Here is a 20,038-nt window from a genome sequence, read left to right on the forward strand (position 1 = left end):
GTACGGCCGCTCACCACCGCCCCCGGGCGCAGGATGGAGACATCCTGGTACCGGGGGCGGTGGCGTTCCAGGAACCAGAGAGAGGGCCGGACCATGAGCCCGAAAGATGTGTCGAGCGGCGGCAAAGGTTCCACCGGACCGTTCTCACCGTCCCGCATCGTCGTCCTCGTCATCGCGCTCCTGTCGCTGGTCTTCATCGTCGAGAACACCGGCGAAGTCACCATCCGGCTGTTCATCCCACTGGTGACGATGCCGCTCGCGCTCGCGCTGCTGGGGATGTTCGTCGCCGGGATGGTGTGCGGTGGCTATCTCTTCCGACGCCGGGTGAAGTGAGGCCGACGGCGGTTGCCTACGCTGTCCGGATGTCTGAGAACGCCTACCTGGCCGAGGGCGCGCGCACGGCGATCCGCCCCTTCACCCCCGCGGACGCCGAAGAGTTCACCGACCGCGCCAAGGAGAGCCACGGCATGCACCACCCGTGGCTTTTTCCGCCCGACGACGCGCGTGCGTACGCCGCGTACGCGGGCCGGCTGACGGAGGACGCCACGAAGGCGGGCTTCCTCGTCTGCGAACGTGCGGTCGACGAGGGGAACGGGCCCACGGCCGCAAGTGGCCCCATCGCAGGCTTCATCAACATCAACAACATCGTCGGTGGCGCCTTCCGCTGCGGCGCGCTGGGCTACGGAGCGTTCGCCCACGCGGCCGGGCGCGGCCTGATGAGCGAGGGGCTCGGCCTGGTGATGCGGTACGCCTTCGGCCCGCTGGGTCTGCACCGCCTGGAAGCGAACATCCAGCCCGCCAACGCGGGCTCGATCGCCCTGGTGCGCCGGGCAGGCTTCCGCCTCGAAGGCTTCTCCCCGGACTTCCTCTTCATCGACGGGGCATGGCGTGATCACGAGCGGTGGGCGATCACGGCCGAGATGGTGCGTCAGGACCCGCCGAGGGACGCCGACACGATGGCCCCGGGCTCCGGTCCGGCCTGGACGGCCACGGCACCGTCCGGAGCCCAGATTCCGGAGCCGCCCGACGTCTGCGGATAGGTACCGCTGGCTCCCGCCGAGGTGGACAGCACCACCCACACGCCGTGCGCGGCGGCCCGCTCGCTCATGTGTCCGTCGCGCCGGGCGGCCGATCCGGGACCCGCACCGTAGAGAGCGCTCGCCACATACGCGTCGACGCCCAGGGCCGCGGTGTCGGCGGCGTGGTCGGGGGCAGCCGGGTCGTAACAGATCGCAAGCCCCAGCCGCACTCCGTCGACAACCAGGACCTCCGGCTTCTCGCCCGGGCTGAAGCGGTCGAACTCCTCGCCGTGCAGCCACATCTTCCGGTAGACGCCACGCGCGCCGTCTCCCGTGACGGCGAGCGTGGCGATGTGCTCACGCCCGTCGGCGTCGCGCACCGGGGCCCCGGCCAGCGCCGTCGCCCCGGTGGCGCGGCATGCGGAGACGATCGGCCCGAGGCGGTCGTCGTCGGGGGAGAGGGCCGGGGCGGTGAGGTCGTAGCCGGTCAGCGACAGCTCCGGGAAGACGACCAGCCGAGCCCCGGCTTCAGCAACTGCCGCCGCATGGGCGGTGGCGTTCGCGGCGACATCGAGGTGGGCACAGGCTGGCTGGGCGACGGCGACGGTCAAGGGTGCGGACACGTGCTGCTCCGGGGCGGTCGGCGGCGGTCGACAGAGCTGTCGGACGTGCACAGGCCTGTTCATACGCGCAGGTCACGGGTATGAACAGCGTCATCCACAGGATAGACGGCGGTCGGCCGGGGATCCGCAACCGGGACCGGCTCGCACGCACACGCCGACTGACGGTGTTCCAGCAGATCCGAGTCGCCGGTGTGCCCGGATACGGGACCGCCCCGGCCGCACGGAAGTGCGGCCGGGGCGGAACGATCACCGCAGTCGTCGGGTGGCCCGAAGGTCAGCCGAGGGTCGCGATGGCCTCGTTGAACGTCGCCGACGGACGCATGGCGGCCGCGGCCTTGGCGGCGTCGGGACGGTAGTAGCCACCGATGTCGACCGGCGAGCCCTGCACGGCGATGAGCTCGTCGACGATGGTCTGCTCCTGCTCGGTCAGCGTCTTGGCGAGACCGGCGAACGCCTCCGCGAGCTGCGGGTCGTCCGTCTGCTTCGCCAGCTCCTGGGCCCAGTACATCGCCAGGTAGAAGTGGCTGCCGCGGTTGTCGATGCCACCCAGCTTGCGGCTCGGCGACTTGTCCTCGTTGAGGAAGGTGCCGGTGGCGCGGTCGAGGGTGTCCGCGAGGACCTGGGCGCGCGCGTTGCCCGTGGTGGTGGCCAGGTGCTCGAAGCTGGCGGCCAGGGCGAAGAACTCGCCGAGGCTGTCCCAGCGCAGGTAGTTCTCCTTGACGAGCTGCTGGACGTGCTTCGGGGCGGAGCCGCCGGCGCCCGTCTCGAAGAGGCCGCCGCCGGCCATCAGCGGGACGATGGAGAGCATCTTGGCGCTGGTGCCCAGCTCCAGGATCGGGAACAGGTCCGTCAGGTAGTCACGCAGGACGTTGCCGGTGACGGAGATGGTGTCCTCGCCACGGCGGATGCGCTCCAGGGAGAACGCGGTGGCCTCGACCGGCGACATGATCTCGATCTGCAGACCATCGGTGTCGTGGTCGGCGAGGTACGTCTTGACCTTGGCGATCACCTGCGCGTCGTGGGCGCGGTTCTCGTCGAGCCAGAACACGGCCGGGACACCGGTCGCGCGGGCGCGGGTGACCGCGAGCTTGACCCAGTCCTGGATCGGCAGGTCCTTCGCCTGGCAGGCGCGGAAGATGTCGCCCTGGGAGACCTGCTGCTCCAGCACCGCCTCGCCGGACCGGTCGACGAGGCGCACGGTGCCCGATACGGGGATCTCGAAGGTCTTGTCGTGGCTGCCGTACTCCTCGGCCTTCTGCGCCATGAGGCCGACGTTCGAGACCGAGCCCATGGTGGACGGGTCGTACGCGCCGTGCGCCCGGCAGTCGTCGATGACGACCTGGTAGACGCCGGAGTAGCTGCTGTCCGGGAGGACGGCGAGGGTGTCGGCCTCGTTGCCGTCCGGACCCCACATGTGGCCCGAGGTGCGGATCATGGCCGGCATGGAGGCGTCGACGATGACGTCGCTCGGGACGTGCAGGTTGGTGATGCCCTTGTCGGAGTCGACCATCGCGAGGGCCGGGCCCTCGGCCAGCTCGGCCTCGAAGGACGCCTTGATCTCGGCGCCCAGGTCCGGCACGGAGTCCAGGCCCTTGAGGATGGCGCCGAGACCGTCGTTCGGGGACAGGCCCGCGGCAGCCAGCGTCTCGCCGTACTTGGCGAACGTCTTCGGGAAGAAGGCGCGGACCACGTGGCCGAAGATGATCGGGTCGGAGACCTTCATCATCGTGGCCTTCAGGTGAACGGAGAACAGCACGCCCTCGGCCTTGGCCCGGGCGATCTGCGCGGTCAGGAACTCGCGCAGCGGTGCGGCGCGCAGGACGGACGCGTCCACGACCTCGCCCGCCAGGACCGGTACCGACTCGCGCAGCACGGTGGTGGTGCCGTCGTCGCCCACGAGTTCGATGCGCAGCGTGTCCGGCTCGGCGATCACGACGGACTTCTCGGTGGAGCGGAAGTCGTCGACACCCATTGTCGCGACGTTCGTCTTCGAGTCGGCCGTCCAGGCGCCCATGCGGTGCGGGTGCGCCTTGGCGTAGTTCTTCACGGACGCGGGGGCGCGGCGGTCGGAGTTGCCCTCGCGCAGTACCGGGTTGACCGCGCTGCCCTTGATCTTGTCGTAGCGGGCGCGGACGTCCTTGTCCTCGTCCGTCTGCGGGGCGTCCGGGTAGTCCGGCAGTGCGTAACCCTGCTGCTGCAGCTCGGCGATGGCCGCCTTCATCTGCGGGATCGACGCCGAGACGTTCGGCAGCTTGATGATGTTCGCGCCGGGCGTCTTGGCCAGCGCGCCGAGCTCGGCGAGAGCGTCATCGATGCGCTGGTTCTCGTCGAGGCGCTCGGGGAACGCGGCGATGATCCGTCCCGACAGGGAGATGTCGCGGTTCTCCACGGTGACCCCGGCCGTCGAGGCGTACGCCTCGATCACGGGCAGGAACGAATACGTGGCCAGCGCCGGGGCCTCGTCGGTGTGCGTATAGATGATGGTCGAGTCAGTCACCGGGTGCTCCGCTCCACGTCTGCAACATTGCTTGACATCAAGATATCCCGTGACGCCCACCCGTTCGACAGGGCCCCGCCCCGACCGGTGGCAGAAATCACGGACGAGGGCCGTCGGCGCGCAGGATCAGTTCGAGGAGGCCGGGGAAGCGCGCGTGGGACTCGTCCCGCCGCAGTGGGTCGACCCGCATGGGCCCCTGATCGCGCTGTTGGACCGGACCGTCGGGAGCGCCCGGCCGCGGGCGCCGGGGCGGCGGTTTCCTCCCGCCGCTGCCGGGCGGAAACCGCAGAGGCACGCACCGCTGTGGGCCGCCGCCCGGTGCAGCGGGCGCGGGAGCGAGATCGCCGGTGCGCTCCGTGCGAGGCAGGGGCAGCAGGCGATCACGTCGTGCTGCTCACGGCCGGGCCTGCGCCCTTGACCTCGGTCCAGTTCGCGGAGTGGGGTCCGGACGACGGGTGCGAGTGGGTCACCTCGGCCGGCCAGCGGGCACCGGAGTCGAGGATCAGGGTCACGCAGCCTCGGAGCAGCAGTGCTTCGCCGCCGGGCGCCGTCAGCCGGGCTGTCCATCGAGGCGTGTCGATGGGCCCGGGGGTGTCGTCGGGGTTCTCGTCGAGCGAGACTTCGGCCCACACGCGGACTGTCGAGCCGTCCGCCAGCTTCACGGTTGCCAGTCCCTCGTACGGGTTCATGGAACCAGTTTCGGTCGGCATCCGTACCGTTGCCCCTCGGGACCGGCCGCCGGAGCCCGGTGCACGTGGCGCGGTGGGTGATGGAGCCGATCCGGTCCTCGAGGTCGGCGGGTCCGGCCTCGTCGCCGGTGCGGGCGCCGCGCACGGCTGCGTCGATGGCTTTCAGCGCCGCTGCGGCGGCGAGGAAGGAGACCGTGCCCGGATCCGGGCCCCGGGACAGGTCGCGGAACGCATCGAGCCCACAAGATCGCAAGATCGCCATCGACGGACACTCAGAGCACAATGAGATCCAAGGCTGAGCGAGGTCGCGCCCGTGTCAGCGACGGAGGCCTAGGAGGTGCTTGACCATGGAGCGAGGAAGCAGCCAGGTCAGTCCGTGGGTGGACGACGAGAGGAAGCACGCGCTCAAGGACTATCTGAGGTCCGGACACCCCACCCACACGGTGGAGTCGTACGACCCCGAGCCGGCGGCCGACGACGATGTGACGGTGGACGTCGGCGGTCCCGTTCCGCCGCCCGGTGCAGGAAGGGACCGGGCGCGTGCCGAGGCAGAGGCCGGACGCCTCAGGTCCGACCTGGCACGGCATCTGAACCGCAGCGACTTCCCCGCCGACCGCACATCACTCCTGCGGACCCTGTCCGAGGAGCATGTGCCCGACCCACTGCTCGAAGCAGTACGGGACCTGCCCGCGGACGAGCGGTACGGGAACGCCGGGCAGATCGTCCGGGCGCTCGGCTACCGGCCCCGCGTGTGAACGTGCACGGCGGACTGTGCTTCCGGAGCTCGGAGTTCGTGCGGCAGCCGGTACCACTCGGTCCGTGAACTTGCCGTGGTCTGCGGCGGATCGGCGGCAGGGGTCCGGTGCCGTCCGGGTGGCGTACGGGGTGTTGTGGGCGTATGGGTGGAGTGCGTGCGGCGTCCGCGGAGGACGTCGCACGGCGCGAGGGAATCGCCACCCGGGCTGCCGCGCGCAGGGCCGGATGCAGGAAGGGAACGATGTGATGCCGGCAGGATCGAGTCGTAAGCGGGAGCGGCAGTACGAGCACATCAAGGAGAGTGCCGAGAAACGTGGCGCCTCCGAGGAGCGCGCGAAGGAACTCGCCGCACGCACCGTCAACAAGGAGCGCGCCCGCTCAGGAGAGGCGAAAACGGCGAGCAGGGCTTCCCTGCGCGATCCGAAATCCGCCTCACAGCGTGGCGGTGAGCGGTCCCATCGCGGAGCGCAGGGGCCCACGAAGGACCAGCTCTACGAAGAGGCGAAGAAGAAGCACATCGAGGGCCGCTCGACGATGAACAAACAGGAGTTGCGCGAGGCGCTCGGCCGCTGACAGCACATCGTGCGGGGGCGAGGAGACAACACTGATGACGCCCACAGGGCACGTCGCGCCGGTGTGCGGAACACCGTGCTGGGTGAACCTCATGACCCGCGACCTGCGCGCCACGCAGGACTTCTACTCGGCCGTTCTGGGATGGGAGTTCCGGCAGGGCAGCCTGGGAACGGGCTTCTCGGTCGCCTTTGCCCACGGGCAGCCGGTGGCCGGGCTGGGCGAAGTGGCGCCCGGCCGGCCCGTGGCCGGGTCGTGGACCCCGTACTTCGCCGTGGCTGACGCCGACGTCACCGCGGCCCGGGTGCGTGAGCGCGGCGGCACCGTCGCCGTCGGCCCGGTGCGATTCGGCCTGGGCCGGGGCGCGGTGGCAGCCGACCGTGACGGAGCCGTCTTCGGCTTCTGGGAAGGCCGGGCCCTTCGCTGGTCGGACGAGCACGGCAACCCGCCGGCCTTTCTCGAGCTACGCACCCGGGACGCGTTCGACGCCGCCATGTTCTACGCAGAGATCTTCGACTGGGCCTCCGGCGAGCCCGGCGGCTGCGAGGTCGCCTACGCCTACGAGAACGACACCGTCACCGTGCGGCAGGTCAAGAACACCGTGGCCACCGTGCGCGGAGGCGGCGTCGGGGAGTCTCCCGACCCCCGCGTGCGGCCACGCTGGCACGTGCACTTCCGGGTCGACGACGTGGAACCGGTCGTCGCCGCCGCACACGCGGCAGGAGGGAGCGCCACTCCACCGGCTCCGTCCCCGGGCGGCGGGACCGAGTCCGTCATCAGCGACCCCGGTGGAGGTCTCTTCACCGTCTCCACCGGGTCGGCCCCGGCCGGTCCGGTGACCAGGAAAGGCTCATTCGGACACGGCGGACGATAATCGTGAGTGCGTTCGCGCAGCAGGACTGTCTTGGGAAGGTCTCTGAGGACGACACGGCAAGGACGGGGTGCATGGCACCGGACACGCACCACACCGAGGTCGGCAGTGCGTCCGGCAGCCCGTTCGCTGCGACTCGAGCGGCCGCAGCCGTGATGGACGCCCGCGGGCTTCTCATCGGGTGGAGTGCGGGTGCGGAGCAGCTGCTGGGCTACGGGGCTGCCGAGGTTCTGGGGCAGCCTGCTGCGTCCCTGCTCGCCGCTGCCGGCCGCGCAGCAGTCCTCATGGCAGCCGCCGACCTGAGCGGCGAGGCGGCGCGGGGGCGGCAGGTCGGTGCCACTCTGCGGTGCAGAGACGGCCGAGACCTGGCGGTGGCCCTGCGGGCACACCCCTGCGTGGGCCCGGACGAGGCGCGGTTCTGGCTGCTGCTGGCCGCCGAGGAGGCCGAGACGCGGCGGTGGGAGGAAGACCTCGCGGTGCTGTCCGGCCTGTTCAACCAGTCGCCGGTCGGCCTGTTGGTCTCCGACACCGATCTCCGCTGCACCCGGCGCAATCTGGCGCTGGAGCGGATGACCGGTGTGCCGATCGGGGAGCGGCTGGGCAAGAAGATCAGCGAGGCGCTGCCCGACCTCAACGTCGCCGAGGTCGAGACGGTGATGAAACGCGTCCTGGCCACCGGCGAACCGGTGCTCGACTTCATCCAACGCGGCCTCACTCCGGCCGAACCCAGCCGCGAGCACGTCTGGTCCACCGGGATCTTCCGGCTCCAGGACTCCGAGGGAACGGTGCTCGGACTGTGCCACGCGGTCGTCGACATCACCGATGCCCACCGCGCCAAGGAACGGATGCAGCTGATCAACGAGGCGAGCATACGTATCGGCACCACTCTGGATGTGGGGCGCACCGCGAAGGAACTGGCCGACGTGGCGCTCCACCGACTGGCGGACAGCGTGACGGTGGATCTGCTGGACTCGGTGCTCCGGGGCGACACGCCCACACCCGGCCCACCCGACCAGGGCCTCACATTGCGTCGGGCGGCCCACGAGACCGTTTCCGAGTCGACGCGGCCGCCGAAGGCGTTGGCCGTGGGCGACCTGAGCCGGTTCGGTCCGGCCTCGCCCCAGGCCCTGTGCATGGCCGATCTCGAGGTGAAATTCATCGCTCACCTGGACCCCACGGCGCCATGGCTGGACGAGGATCCCAGGCGGGCCGAGATCATCCGCGCCACCGAGGTCCACTCGATCATCGCCGTACCCCTGACCGCGCGGAACGTCCTGATGGGCGTGGCCACCTTCTACCGGTGGCGGGACGTCGAGGCCTTCGACGACGACGACGTCACCCTGGCCGCCGAACTCGTCTCCCGGGCCGCCCTCTCCATGGACAACGCCCGCCGCTACACGCGCGAACGCAACACCGCCCTGGCCCTGCAGCGCAGCCTGCTCCCGCAACGCCTGCCGGTGCTCAACGCGGTGGAGGTCGCCGGCCGCTACCAGCCCGCCGGCTCGGACACCGATCTGGGCGGGGACTGGTTCGACGTGATCCCGCTCTCCGGGGCCCGCGTCGCCCTGGTGGTGGGGGATGTGCCCGGACACGGAGTACAGGCCTCCGCCACCATGGGGCGGCTGCGTGCCGCGGTACACACCCTGGCCGATCTGGACCTGCCGCCCGACGAACTGCTCACCCATCTCGACGACCTCGTGGCCCGCCTCGCCGAGGAGGAAGGCGTGGGCCGCGACGAACCCCATGACGGCGGGACCGCCATCGGGGCCACCTGCCTCTACGCGGTGTACGACCCTGCCGAGCGGCACTGCACGCTCGCCAGTGCCGGCCACTACCCGCCCGCTGTGGCGGGCCCGGGTGGCTGCGTCGAGTTCCCGGAGGTGCCCGCAGGGCCTCCGCTGGGTCTGGGGGGACTGCCGTTCGAGACGACCGAACTGGATCTTGCCGAGGGCAGCCTGCTCGTCCTGTACACCAACGGGCTGATCCTGGCCCGGGACCAGGACATCGACATCGGCCTCGACTCGCTGCGCCGCATCCTGTCCCAACCGAAGCCTGCGCTCGAGGACATCTGCGACCAGCTGACCGTGGCGCTGCTGCCGTTCCGGCCGCCGGACGATGTCGCGCTGCTGATCGCCCGCACCCGCGCACTCGGCCCGGACCGCGTGGCTTCCTGGGATCTGCCGCTGGATCCCGCCATCGTGGTGGACGCGCGGGCCGCGGCCACCCGCCAGCTGGACCTGTGGGGGCTGCAGGACCTGGCGTACGTCGCCGAACTGGTGGTCAGCGAGCTGGTCACCAACGCCATCCGCTACGGCAAGCCGCCCATCCGGCTACGCCTGATCCACGATCAGAACCTGATCTGCGAAGTGTCCGACGGCAACAGCACGGCCCCACATCTGCGCCGGGCCCAGAGCGACGACGAGGGTGGTCGCGGCCTGTTCCTCGTCGCCCAGCTCACCGACCACTGGGGCACCCGCTACGCCGCACGCGGCAAGATCATCTGGGCCGAGCTGTCCCTTCCGCACTGAGTTGCGGGACTCGGGCCGAGGCCGCGCGGTCGCCGAGGATCGCCTTCAAGGAGGCGGAGGACCAAGGCCTGTCGCGTGATCCCTGACGGGCGGGCGGCGGCAGCGGCAGCACCTTGTCGGAGCGCGCGTATGCACCTGCTCGACGGCCGCCGCGTGGCCGTTCACCACCCCGCCGGGGCCGGTCTTCATGGTGTGCCTGACTCGTCAGCCTCCCCCGGACGGTGCACTGTGGAGGTTATGGGAGGCGGGCAGCCCTTTGCCGGTTGGCGGCCATGGCAGTCGAGCCATGCGCTGCTGGTGATCCCGATCGCGCTCATCGTGGTGATCACGGTCGTGGACATCCTGGTACCGGCCGACGTACACCTCGGTCCGCTGCTGGTCATCGCACCGGCGATCACCGCCTCGTTCGCCGGCCCCCGGCTGACCGGCGCGATCGGACTCCTCGCCGTGGTGGCCCAGGCGTACATCGGCTGGCACTTCGGCGCGCACTTCTCCCGCAACGTGGTGGTGCAGATCGTCGCGTTGGCAGTGCTCTCATGTCTGATCGTGTGCTTCTGCGTGGTGCGCGAGCGGCGCGAAAGGAAACTGGCCCAGGTGCGGTCGGTGGCCGAGGCCGCGCAGCACGTGCTGCTGTGGCCCCTCCCGGACCGGATCGGTCCACTGCGCACCGCCTGCCTGTATCTGGCCGCCGAGGACGAGGCCGAGATCGGCGGTGACCTGTACGCGGCGACCCGTACCGACGGCGGTACCCGAGTGATGATCGGGGATGTGCGTGGCAAGGGCCTGGCGGCCATCGGAGAGGCAGCACTGCTCCTCGGCGCCTTCCGCGAGGCCGCCCACCAACACACGTCCCTGCCCGCACTGGCCGACGCCCTGGATCGGAGCGTGGACCGCTACCAGGCAGAATTCTCCGAGCCGGAGGGTGAGGTCGGGGAACGTTTCGTCACCGCCCTGCTGCTGGAGATCCCCGACGACGACCACATCACCAGGATGACCAGCTGCGGGCACCCCCCGCCCCTGCTGCTCAGCCCCGGCCACTCCGTGACCGTCCCGAGCCTGCACCCCGCGCCCCCGCTGGGGCTCGGCCTGATGCGACAGGCCCACACCCTCGATGTGTTCACCTTCGAGGACGGCGACACCCTTGTCCTGTGCACCGACGGCGTCATCGAGGCCCGCGACCGGGCCGGTGAGTTCTATCCGTTCGCGCAGCGCGCGGCACAGTGGACCGAGTGCAACCCCAAGGCGCTCCTGCACCACATCCAGCGTGATCTCCTCGCTCATGCCGGCGGGCGCCTCGGTGACGACGCCGCCCTCATCGCGATCAACCTGCCACCCGCTCACCACCGGGACCGCACCCACGGAAGGATCTTCCATGCCGACGAGTGATGCCATGGCTCCGGAACCGGACCACGGGAGGTGAGCCGGGCGAGCCGCCGCCGAAGCCGTGGAACCAGGAGGGTCCACGGCGATCAGTGGTCGTCCGTCGGGCACACACCGTGCAGCCGGTGCTGTGTCAGCGCTCGTTCGAGTGACCGCGCACGCGCGGTTGTTCACTGCCGTGGGTGGTGCCCTCGAGCCGGCTGCTCCGGTCCGCGGCACGAGCGGGCTGCGGACCGGAGCAGGGAGGGGCGGCGGTTACCCGTGACTCAGGTGATCTTGGGCATTTCACCCTTCGTCGTGTTGAGGTCGATCACGGAGAAGGTCGCGCCCTGCGGGTCGGAGACGGCCGCGAAGCGGCCGAACGGGCTGTCGTGCGGGCCGAAGTGCACTTGGCCGCCGTGTGCGGTGACGGTGGCGATCGCGTCGTCGCAGTTGTCGACGGCGAAGTAGACGTTGATGTACGGAGGGACCTCGTCCGACCAGTCCTTCGTCATCTTCATCCGGCCGAGCGCGGTGTCGCCATCGAGGTCGTAGAGCTTGAAGTCGACGGCGTCGTCCTGCATGGCCTTGACGCCGTAGCCGAAGACCTCGGGGAAGAAGGCGTCGGCCTTCTCCGCATCGCGTGTGGTCACCTCGGCCCAGCAGAACGCGCCGGGCACGCCCTGCTTCTCGAAGCCCTTGTGCGTACCCGCCTGCCAGACGCCGAAGACGACGCCGCTCGGGTCCTTGGCCATCAGCATCTTGCCGAACTCGCCCACGGACATGGGCTCCATCATCAACTCGCCGCCGTTGTCGCGGATCTTGGCGGCGGTGGCGTCGACGTCCGACGACGCCATGTAGATGCTCCAGGCCGGCGGGCCTTCCCAGCCGGGCATCTGGGGGGAGAGGGCGGCGACATTCTTGCCGCCCGAGTACGTCTGCGTGTAGTTGCCGTACTCCTCCGACGACTCGCCGAAGGTCCAGCCCAGCAGTTCACCGTAGAAGCCCTTGGCGGCCTCCAGGTCGGGGAACATCGCGTCGGCCCAACAGGGCGCGCCTTCATTTGCGGCCATGGTCTGACTGCCTCCTGGTCGAGGGACATGACTGGTGACTGGCCGGCCACGCTATTCGTTGTTCGTGAGCCCTGGCGGGTAAAGAATTCGAACATATGGTCAATTCTTTTGGTGCGGGCACACACGGTGTCGTGGCCGCCCCGGCGGCCCCGGGGGACCGCGCGGCCACCGCACGCCTGTCGGCCGAAGGGAGCATCGGCTGGGCTTGGTCCGACGCCCCCGTACGGACGGATGTGTGCCCGATCGATCCGGGGGACCATGGAAACTGAAGCTCTCGGCGAACGGGGGACAGGCGGCAGGTAAGTGGTCAGGCCACGGATCGGGGCGTGGGAGCGCCCCCGCGGCCGGCCGGTGGAAGGAGTGCCCGGGTGAGCGAGCTCGAAGGGGGCGTGGCCGACGGCGGCCGGCCGGGGGCACGGTCGTCGCAGCCGAGCGGGCTGGTGGACCTCCTCGGTTTCGCGGCGCTGCTGCTGGACGGCGACGGGCGGATCGTCCTGTGGAGCCCGCAGGCCGAGAAGGTGTTCGGATACGCCGCTGATGAAGTGCTCGGGCGGTACGCGGTGCAGGTGCTCGTCCACGAACAGCACCGGGAACTGATGATCAAGCTGTTCGCCCACGTCATGGGGACCGGTGAGAGCTGGGCCGGAGCGTTCCCCGTCCGGCACAAGGACGGCAGCGCCCGGCTGGTGGAGTTCCGTAACACGAGACTGCTGGACGACCGGGGCGACTTCTACGCCCTCGGGCTCGCCACCGACGAGTCGACGTTGCGTGAGGTGGAGCGGGACGTCGCGTTGTCCACCCGGCTGATCTCCCAGTCCCCCATGGGGCTGGCGATCCTCGACACCGGCCTGCGGTACGTGTCCGTCAACCCCGCCTTGGAGCGGATGCACGGCATGCCCGCCGATGACCACCTCGGCAGGGACTACCGCGAGATCATGACCTCCGCGAAGTTCGGGGTGGTCGAGGCCGCGATGCGGCAGGTCCTGGACACCGGGACGCCCATGGTCGACCAGTCCACCATCGTCGGCCGCAGCCCCGCCGACCCGCAGCACGAGCATGCCTGGTCGATCTCGTTGTACCGGCTGGAGGACCCCCAGGGGCGGGTCCTCGGGGTGGCCGAACTGGTGGTGGATGCCACCGACCGGCATCAGGCAGCCATGGAGGCCGCCAAGGCCCGGTGGCGTCTGGCTCTGATCGCCGACAGCTCCGTTCGCATCGGCACCACCTTGGAGGTGGGGAAGACCGCCCGGGAGCTGGCCGAGGTCACCGTTCCCGAGCTCGCCGACGTGGTCGCGGTCGACGTCCTGGATTCCGTCCTCGGGGACTGTCAGCTGGCAGCTCGCGAGGGCCCCGCGCTCTTTCGCGCCCTCGCGGTCAAGGCCGCATACCCGACCGAAGCCGCTGAGGCCGCCGACCCACCCGGCCACCTGGCCGCTTACGGCACCGGACGACTGGCCACCGAATGCGTACGCACCGGCCGCCCGATCCTGATCACCCAAGCGGATGACAACGACCTGGCGCGCATCGCCCGCGACGACCATGCCGCTGCCCTGATGGCCCGCGCCGGCGTGCACTCCTACATCGCGGTCCCGCTCACCGCGCGCGGCCAGATCCTCGGCTTCCTGGGTCTCACCCGTGCGCGCAACCCGCAGCCCTTCGACGAGGACGACCTCGCCCTCGCCGGTGAGCTGGCCTCTCGCACCGCCATGTGCATCGACAACGCCTGCTCGCACCAGAGGGTGCGCAACGCCGCCGAGACCTTGCAGCGCAGCCTCCTTCCGGAACATCCGCCCCGCCTGCCCGGCCTGGAGGTGGCCTCCCGGTACCTGCCCGCACAGGCCGCATTCGAGGTCGGCGGTGACTGGTACGACGTCCTGCCGCTCGATGGCGACAAGAGCGCACTCGTCGTGGGCGACGTCATGGGCAGCGGCATCGGCGCCGCCGCCACCATGGGACGCCTGCGTGCCGCCACCAGTGCCTTCGCCGACCTCGACCTGGACCCCGCCGAGGTTCTCCAGCACCTGGACAAGATCACCTCAGGGCTGGGGCACCCCATCGCCACCTGCGTGTACGCCGTCTACGACCCACACCGCGCCGAGTGCCACATCGCCACCGCCGGCCACCTGCCCCCCGTCCTCGTGCGCGGTGGCCGGCATCCGGAACTGCTCGACCTGCCCACCGGCATCCCGTTGGGAGTGGGCGGCGTCCCCTTCGAGACCACCACCTTCGACCTCGGCCCAGGCGACCAGCTGGTCCTGTACACCGACGGACTGGTCGAAACCCGCCACGACCCCATCGACAATCGCCTCAAGACTCTCCTCCGCGTGCTGGACGCGCCCGACCGTTCCCTGGAGAGGAACTGCGACCGGCTCCTTCAGGAGTTGCGGAGTCCCGACGACCCGGATGACGTCGCCCTGCTCATCGCCCGGGCACATCCCTTCGAGCCCTCGGCGGGGTGACCGGCTCCGACGGCCGGCGGAAGCCGTCGCGGCGCGAGGCCGACGCCGGCGTGGGGGTGGTGTCCCCCGCCGGACACCACCCCCGTTGCCCTTCAGCCGGCCTCGGGCAGCTCGGCCACGACGTCGATCTCCACGAGGATGTCGTAGAGATCTGAACCCGCAGTGGTGCGCACCGGATGCGCCGCGGCCTGCTCGGGCGCCGCCGGGGTGGTGTCGCAGCGACGCCCGGCTACGGGAATCTCCACCTGCTGGATGTGGGCTGCCATGGCCGGGTCGCTGATGCCGTCCCCGCCGGTTTCCACGCGGCCGGCGAAGCGGCGCTCGTGCGACGAGCCGTCCACGGTGACGGTGAAGTCGTACCAGTGACCGCTCGGGTTCACCGACCAGCGCCGCTCGACCTCCTTGCGGGACGGCACATGGACGGTCCGGGGCTCGGTGAAGCGGTAGGCGTGGGGCTCGACGTGCAGCGTGACCGCCTTCGGCCCGGGATTGTGCACGCTGAGGACGACGGACTTGCGGTGACGGTCGTACCGAACCCGGAGCTCCGGGCCGGCCTCGGAGGCCGCATTGCCGGCGAAGGAACGGAAGAAGCCGCCCGGACCGTGGACCTCGAGGTCGTACGCGCCCGAGTCCGTCGCCATGGCGTCCCACACGTCGGCGAGCCGCTTCCCGGCCTCGACGGTGTAACGCCGCGGGATCCGGTCGAGGTGAAGCCTGTCGTACACGTGGAAGACGGCGCCCTTGTGACCGGAGTTGCGGAACTGGAGGGTGACCGTGCCCGCGCCGTGGTCGGTGGAGGCGTCGGTGTGGAGTTCGTACGGCAGCGCGCGGGAGTAGCGCGGCCCGCGCTCCTGGAACAGCGGCTCCGGTGCCGTCGGCGCCTTCGGCGACGGCAGGGTGCGCTGGTGGGCGTCGGAGGCGGCCCAGTCGCTCTGGTCGGGGAGTTCCGGGAACCGCTGCTTGTTGGGGTGCTTGAAGTCGAACGCCGAGGTGAGGTCACCGGAGACGGCGCGGTGCCACGGGCTGATCGCGTCGATCCGGACGCCGAAGCGCTGCTCGAGGAACATGCCGACCGAGGTGTGGTCGAACACCTCGGAGTCGACCCAGCCGCCCCGGCTCCACGGGGAGACGACGTAGAGCGGCACGCGCGGGCCCATGCCCCACGGGCGGGTCGTCCCGGTGACCGTGTCGTCGGCCTTGAGCCACGACGACGGCTTGCCGGACGCGTCGAAGTACTCGCCACCCACCGGGACCGTCGACTTGCCGGCGAGGGTGCCGTCGAGGTTGTACGACGGGACGGCCGGTGCGGGGACGTGGTCGAAGAGGCCGTCGTTCTCGTCGAAGGTGAGCAGGAAGACGGTCTTGCTCCACACCTCCGGGTCGGCGGTCAGCGCGTCCAGCACGTCGGCGGTGAAGTTGCCGCCGTGCGTCGGGCTGGAACCCGCTCCAGGGTGCTCGGAGTTGGAGGCGGTCGTCAGCACCCAGGAGACCTGCGGCAGGGTGCCGTCGAGCACGTCCTGGCGGAGCCGGTCCAGGAAGTCGGGGCCACCGGTCATGCCGTGCTCGTACACCGGCGTGCCCGGCTGGGCGTTGCGGAAGCTCTCGAACGCCAGGCAGCCGTTCATCGCGCCGGTCCAGTTGTCGTTCATGTCCTGGTAGATGTGCCAGCTGACGCCGGCGCGCTCCAGTACATCCGGGATGGTGTCCCAGGCGAACGCGTTGCTCGCGTACTTGTAGGTCTGCGGCCACGCGTCCGGCACCCACTTGCCGGTGATCCAGCACCGGAGATTGTTGGGCTCGGACTGGTCGGGGCCGGAGTTGACGCCCTGGCGGCCGAGTTCGGGGTTGAAGTTGGAACCCGACCAGAACGTGACGCGGTTGGGGTCGGTGCCGGTGGTGATGGAGCAGTGGTAGGAGTCGCAGATGGTGAACGCCTCGGCGAGGGCGAACTGGAAGGGGATGTCGTCGCGCCGGTAGTACCCCATGGAGTACTCGGTCTTGTACTTCGGCCAGTGGCCGAGCTTGCCCTGGTTCCACGCCGCCTGCGCGTCGGCGAACGAGTGCGGCGTCGAGGGTATGAGGAGGGCGCTGGAGCGCTCGGGGTCGAGGTGGTACGGCGGGATCTCCCGCGCGCCATCCGACTGGTACCAGACCGGCTTGCCGCTCTCGAGCGGGATCGGGAACCGGTCACCGAAGCCGCGCACGCCGCGCATCGTGCCGAAGTAGTGGTTGAAGCCGCGGTTCTCCTGCATCAGGATCACGACGTGCTCGACGTCCTTGACGGTTCCCGTGCGGACGGCCGCGTCGACGGCGAGGGCCCGGCTGATGGATCCGGGGAGCGCGGACGCGGCGGCCGCCGCCCCCAGAGTCGTGGCCGACCGGCGGAGAAAGTCGCGTCTACTGGTTGGTGAGGGCATGACACATTCCTTCGCTCGGCGGAGGGGCTGCGCCCGGACAGGGACCGGCTCCGGAAACACATCGGCCTCCGAGGCCGGGTGTTTCCCGTGTGGTGACGGCTGCAGCCAGCACAGGCTAGGAAGGCGTGATGAACCCGGACCGACCGTGCGGAAGATCGGCATGAACAGCGCCGAACACGGCGCCGGGCTCGTGAGGCCGCGCGTTGGTACTGCAACCGTTTGAGGCGGGTCTTCACCTGGGCGGCAATCAGCCAGTGCATGGTGCGGCTGACGTGCGTGTTCAAGTCGTCCCACACCAGGACGGCGGGACTGCGGTCGAGCTGCTGGCATCCAGCAGGTGGGCGTAGCCGTCTCATGTGCCCGGATGACGACTGCTGAGGGTGGGTATGGATTCGCGGGTATACCTCAGAGCCGCTGTGGCGGTGGCCGGGCTCACGCGTTGTGAGGTCCGGGGGTAAGGAGGAAGCGAGTGAAGATCACAAATGTGGTCGGCCGGATCCTGGCGGTCTTGGTCCTGGCTTTAGGGGCGACAGCATTGAGTCAGGGGTCGTCTCTCGCGGCGCCTGTTGCTCCGTTCGCGCGTCCTGCCGGGGCACCGACTGCGCCGGATGGGGCTCAGGCTGCTCCGTTCCACGAGACCTACAACGCCCTGAACGGGGCGATGGGGACCCACATCTCGTATGCGGAGTCGCTGCGTTACGCCAATTCTGTGGGCTATGGCGTGGCTGTGTTCTACGACGGGCTCGGGTACAACAACAGGACCGGCGACACGCTGGTCATCATCATGCCGAGGGACTGCACCGCATCCACCGGCGACAAGGACTTGCGTCTTGCGGAGATGCCTGGAGATTGGAACGACAGGGTCAGTTCGGTGACCACGCAGATGGGCAACGGCACGCACTGCGATGTGTGGTTCTCGTCCGACATCAATTTCGAGGGCGAGTGCGGCAACCGGTGGATTCACATGCAGGCGGACCTACGCAAGGACGGCTGCCAGAACCGGGCCAGCTCGTTCGAGCTGAGCTGAGCTGCCATACGTACTCTCCGCGCTACCGGCTGTGCACCAAGGACGCGAGCGTTCGCGCGGTAAGCCTCCTCCAGCACGGCATCGGTCACCGGCCGGTCGAGCCAGCGGTAGTTGGGCTGTCGGGCGAGCTCTGCCGCCCTTGGAGTACATGCGCTGCTTCCTGGCCGTATACCTGGCCAGTGGCTCCCCGGCTGGTGCGGCAACCCAGAGTGTGTGTGGCCCTGCTCATGGTGGTGAGCTGGAATCAACACTCCCCTTCGCTGCTGGTGGTCGGTATCGGACTTGTCGCGTTGGGGCACGTCATGAAACCCACGCGATGACTCGGCCTGCCAACACTCCGAGGCGACGGCTGTCGGATTGGTGCGGTCAAGACGCCCCGGATCATGATTGGTCCGGGGACTTTTGGCTGGTGTCCCGGCAGGATTCGAACCTGCGACACCCGCTTCGGAAGGCGCCTGGCGTGATCGTCGGCGCACCCCTCCTGACCTGGTGCTCCACGGACGCCGAACGCGATGGATCGGCGCCTTCGACACGTATTCGACAGGGGGCGCCAACGTCCACTGGCTACGGCCGCTCCTGCCGGGTATCTGGCTGAGCATGCCTGCTCTGATCTATACCTCGCACAGCGCGGCAACCACGGTGTCGGCCTTCGTGGGAGCCATTCGCATCGTGCCGGCGGCGAGTTGGTACATCCGGATGAATCCCACCTGAGGCGCGATCCAGATTTTTCGGAGTTCGGCGGTCTGCGGATGTAGAGAACGTCCCACCGGCTCCGTCCCAGGGGCATCAGCGGCCACCACCGGCCGCACGAGGAAGAAGGAGAAACCAGCATGGCGATTCAGCGGATGGACAACGTCGGCATCGTCGTCGAGGACATGGATGCCGCCATCGCGTTCTTCGTGGAACTCGGTATGGAGCTGGAGGGCAGGGCGGAGGTCAAGGGCGTCTTCGCCGACCAGTGCACCGGACTCGACGGCGTCCGCTGTGACATCGCGATGGTCCGGACCCCGGACGGTCACAGCCGGCTGGAGCTGGCGAAGTACCGCAGCCCCGCGGCGATCAGCGCCGAGCCGCGCAACCGGCCGCACAACATTCTGGGCACGCACCGCGTCATGTTCGCCGTCGACGACATCGAGGACACCGTTGCCCGCCTGCGCCCTCACGGCGCCGAACTCGTCGGCGAGATCGCCCGGTTCGAGGACAGCTATCTGCTCTGCTACCTCCGCGGCCCGGAGGGCATCATCGTCGGACTGGCCGAGCAACTGCGCTGAGAAGGAGGAACCGAACCATGCAGCCGAACGGAAGCCATGAGATGACTCCCGGAGAGAGGCGGCTGGCCACCTCTGAAGTCGTTCATTAGCGTGGCGGCAACTTCGCAATTTGTGCGACGTCTTCGTCCCGAAGCAATGCGGGCGTCCCCGCAAGCCAAACTGCTCGTGCCCTGGGCGGACCGTCCGCGAGCGTCCGTGGTGTGCGCCTTGCTCTGGGTCCGTATGAAGCGCAGCCAGACACTCAGCCGGCATACCGCTACAGGCCACGTAGCGCCTCACATAGATCGTCGTATGTCATGGACAGGCTTCACGAGGCACAGGCTGTGGAACCCGAGAACGATCTCTGGTTGCAACACCTCGTCGGCTCCGTCGAAGGCGACCCACTTCACCGCCCGGTCTGGATCCAGGACGACAGCCTCTTGGTCGCCGGATACGTCGGCGATCTGCTGAAGGGTCCACCCCGGGGGTAGCTGTGCGTCTGCCATCTGCGGATGATCTCACTCGCCAGATGTGGATACCCGCTGTAGGAGCGACGTGGGGCGAGTCGGGGCCTGACCTTGCGGCAGTGCTGCTTCGGCGGAAGGGAAGCTGTGGTCTCATCCATATCAGGACGGTCCGGCATCCCTGGTACGCCGAGGGATCCAGCTGGTTCACCGGTCGTGGCGATCGCTGGTGATCGGCCGTAACCGCGAGTGTTTGCTGCCGTTGGTGTGTCAAACGTTGATCTCAGGATTCGCGTCCGCCCGGCCGGCGCTTCGCCGAGTCGACCCCATAGCGGAAGGCGCTAAGAACTCCTATCGCAATGACTTCAGGCGTCGCCAGCAGATGAGTGCGCATGCGAGCGTGAGGAAGGCTTCGTGGATGTCGTCGCGGATCTCC

General features: G+C 69.4%; 16 protein-coding genes and 1 pseudogene. 10 read left to right on the plus strand and 7 right to left on the minus strand.

Annotated features, from left to right (window positions below; genetic code table 11):
• The first annotated feature begins 93 nt into the window (after positions 1-93).
• On the plus strand, positions 94-333 hold the full coding sequence (locus tag ACFYP5_RS18900) for a lipopolysaccharide assembly protein LapA domain-containing protein (RefSeq protein WP_389037004.1): 240 nt from the start codon (positions 94-96) through the stop codon (positions 331-333).
• Positions 334-362: 29 nt separating this feature from the next.
• Positions 363-1,040: a GNAT family N-acetyltransferase gene (locus ACFYP5_RS18905; protein WP_389037006.1), complete on the plus strand. Its 678-nt coding sequence runs from the start codon at positions 363-365 to the stop codon at positions 1,038-1,040.
• Here ACFYP5_RS18905 and ACFYP5_RS18910 read toward each other — a convergent pair.
• The 4 genes and pseudogenes from ACFYP5_RS18910 to ACFYP5_RS18925 form a co-directional block, all read right to left on the minus strand.
• Positions 929-1,642: a carbon-nitrogen hydrolase family protein gene (locus tag ACFYP5_RS18910; RefSeq protein WP_389037008.1), complete on the minus strand. Its 714-nt coding sequence runs from the start codon at positions 1,640-1,642 to the stop codon at positions 929-931. The genes ACFYP5_RS18905 and ACFYP5_RS18910 overlap by 112 nt on opposite strands.
• 274 nt (positions 1,643-1,916) lie before the next feature.
• Positions 1,917-4,139 (minus strand): NADP-dependent isocitrate dehydrogenase, encoded by a 2,223-nt coding sequence (locus tag ACFYP5_RS18915; RefSeq protein WP_389037010.1) that lies wholly within the window; start codon positions 4,137-4,139, stop codon positions 1,917-1,919.
• A 97-nt stretch (positions 4,140-4,236) separates the two neighbouring features.
• Positions 4,237-4,359 (minus strand): annotated as a pseudogene (locus tag ACFYP5_RS18920) (transcriptional regulator); the annotation flags it as partial.
• A 160-nt stretch (positions 4,360-4,519) separates the two neighbouring features.
• Positions 4,520-4,828: a hypothetical protein gene (locus ACFYP5_RS18925; protein ID WP_389037013.1), complete on the minus strand. Its 309-nt coding sequence runs from the start codon at positions 4,826-4,828 to the stop codon at positions 4,520-4,522.
• 347 nt (positions 4,829-5,175) lie between these two features.
• On the opposite strand from ACFYP5_RS18925, the gene ACFYP5_RS18930 reads away from it, so the two are divergent.
• From ACFYP5_RS18930 to ACFYP5_RS18950, 5 genes are all read left to right on the plus strand, one after another.
• A complete protein-coding gene (locus ACFYP5_RS18930; protein ID WP_389037014.1) occupies positions 5,176-5,583 on the plus strand; it encodes a DUF2795 domain-containing protein in 408 nt (135 codons plus the stop codon).
• A 247-nt stretch (positions 5,584-5,830) separates the two neighbouring features.
• Positions 5,831-6,157 (plus strand): plasmid stabilization protein, encoded by a 327-nt coding sequence (locus tag ACFYP5_RS18935; protein WP_389037016.1) that lies wholly within the window; start codon positions 5,831-5,833, stop codon positions 6,155-6,157.
• Positions 6,158-6,191: 34 nt separating this feature from the next.
• Positions 6,192-7,028: a VOC family protein gene (locus ACFYP5_RS18940; RefSeq protein ID WP_389037018.1), complete on the plus strand. Its 837-nt coding sequence runs from the start codon at positions 6,192-6,194 to the stop codon at positions 7,026-7,028.
• 71 nt (positions 7,029-7,099) lie between these two features.
• Positions 7,100-9,553, plus strand: a complete 2,454-nt coding sequence (locus ACFYP5_RS18945; RefSeq protein ID WP_389037021.1) for a SpoIIE family protein phosphatase — start codon at positions 7,100-7,102, stop codon at positions 9,551-9,553.
• A gap of 237 nt (positions 9,554-9,790) precedes the next feature.
• Positions 9,791-10,939 (plus strand): PP2C family protein-serine/threonine phosphatase, encoded by a 1,149-nt coding sequence (locus ACFYP5_RS18950; RefSeq protein WP_389037023.1) that lies wholly within the window; start codon positions 9,791-9,793, stop codon positions 10,937-10,939.
• 260 nt (positions 10,940-11,199) lie between these two features.
• Here the strand turns inward: ACFYP5_RS18950 and ACFYP5_RS18955 are convergent, their stop codons facing one another.
• Positions 11,200-11,985 carry a VOC family protein gene (locus tag ACFYP5_RS18955; protein WP_389037025.1) on the minus strand — a complete coding sequence of 262 codons (786 nt, stop codon included), beginning with the start codon at positions 11,983-11,985 and terminating at the stop codon, positions 11,200-11,202.
• Positions 11,986-12,353: 368 nt separating this feature from the next.
• Here ACFYP5_RS18955 and ACFYP5_RS18960 point away from each other — a divergent pair, with 368 nt between their 5' ends.
• The gene (locus ACFYP5_RS18960) at positions 12,354-14,444 is read left to right on the plus strand and encodes a SpoIIE family protein phosphatase (RefSeq protein ID WP_389037028.1); all 2,091 of its coding nucleotides are present in this window, start codon (positions 12,354-12,356) and stop codon (positions 14,442-14,444) included.
• A gap of 92 nt (positions 14,445-14,536) precedes the next feature.
• Here ACFYP5_RS18960 and ACFYP5_RS18965 read toward each other — a convergent pair whose 3' ends face one another.
• A complete protein-coding gene (locus tag ACFYP5_RS18965; RefSeq protein ID WP_389037031.1) occupies positions 14,537-16,861 on the minus strand; it encodes a phosphocholine-specific phospholipase C in 2,325 nt (774 codons plus the stop codon).
• Between the two features lie 469 nt (positions 16,862-17,330).
• Between ACFYP5_RS18965 and ACFYP5_RS18970 the strand changes: the two genes are divergently transcribed.
• Both ACFYP5_RS18970 and ACFYP5_RS18975 read left to right on the plus strand, forming a co-directional pair.
• The gene (locus ACFYP5_RS18970; protein ID WP_389037034.1) at positions 17,331-17,888 is read left to right on the plus strand and encodes a hypothetical protein; all 558 of its coding nucleotides are present in this window, start codon (positions 17,331-17,333) and stop codon (positions 17,886-17,888) included.
• Positions 17,889-18,718: 830 nt separating this feature from the next.
• Positions 18,719-19,159 carry a VOC family protein gene (locus ACFYP5_RS18975; protein WP_389037036.1) on the plus strand — a complete coding sequence of 147 codons (441 nt, stop codon included), beginning with the start codon at positions 18,719-18,721 and terminating at the stop codon, positions 19,157-19,159.
• 275 nt (positions 19,160-19,434) lie between these two features.
• Here the strand turns inward: ACFYP5_RS18975 and ACFYP5_RS18980 are convergent, their stop codons facing one another.
• Complete coding sequence (locus ACFYP5_RS18980) at positions 19,435-19,644, minus strand: hypothetical protein (RefSeq protein ID WP_389037038.1); 210 nt, start codon at positions 19,642-19,644, stop codon at positions 19,435-19,437.
• Between the last annotated feature and the right edge of the window lie 394 nt (positions 19,645-20,038).

This window comes from Streptomyces sp. NPDC005262, assembly GCF_042872425.1.
In the GTDB taxonomy this organism is placed as follows: domain Bacteria; phylum Actinomycetota; class Actinomycetes; order Streptomycetales; family Streptomycetaceae; genus Streptomyces.

Coding starts and splice junctions, on each gene's coding strand:
- ACFYP5_RS18925 (WP_389037013.1), bottom strand. CDS start 4,828: ATGAACCCGTACGAGGGACTGGCAACCGTGAAGCTGGCGGACGGCTCG.
- ACFYP5_RS18940 (WP_389037018.1), top strand. CDS start 6,192: ATGACGCCCACAGGGCACGTCGCGCCGGTGTGCGGAACACCGTGCTGG.
- ACFYP5_RS18975 (WP_389037036.1), top strand. CDS start 18,719: ATGGCGATTCAGCGGATGGACAACGTCGGCATCGTCGTCGAGGACATG.
- ACFYP5_RS18965 (WP_389037031.1), bottom strand. CDS start 16,861: ATGCCCTCACCAACCAGTAGACGCGACTTTCTCCGCCGGTCGGCCACG.
- ACFYP5_RS18935 (WP_389037016.1), top strand. CDS start 5,831: ATGCCGGCAGGATCGAGTCGTAAGCGGGAGCGGCAGTACGAGCACATC.
- ACFYP5_RS18945 (WP_389037021.1), top strand. CDS start 7,100: ATGGCACCGGACACGCACCACACCGAGGTCGGCAGTGCGTCCGGCAGC.
- ACFYP5_RS18900 (WP_389037004.1), top strand. CDS start 94: ATGAGCCCGAAAGATGTGTCGAGCGGCGGCAAAGGTTCCACCGGACCG.
- ACFYP5_RS18950 (WP_389037023.1), top strand. CDS start 9,791: ATGGGAGGCGGGCAGCCCTTTGCCGGTTGGCGGCCATGGCAGTCGAGC.
- ACFYP5_RS18980 (WP_389037038.1), bottom strand. CDS start 19,644: ATGGCAGACGCACAGCTACCCCCGGGGTGGACCCTTCAGCAGATCGCC.
- ACFYP5_RS18955 (WP_389037025.1), bottom strand. CDS start 11,985: ATGGCCGCAAATGAAGGCGCGCCCTGTTGGGCCGACGCGATGTTCCCC.
- ACFYP5_RS18930 (WP_389037014.1), top strand. CDS start 5,176: ATGGAGCGAGGAAGCAGCCAGGTCAGTCCGTGGGTGGACGACGAGAGG.
- ACFYP5_RS18905 (WP_389037006.1), top strand. CDS start 363: ATGTCTGAGAACGCCTACCTGGCCGAGGGCGCGCGCACGGCGATCCGC.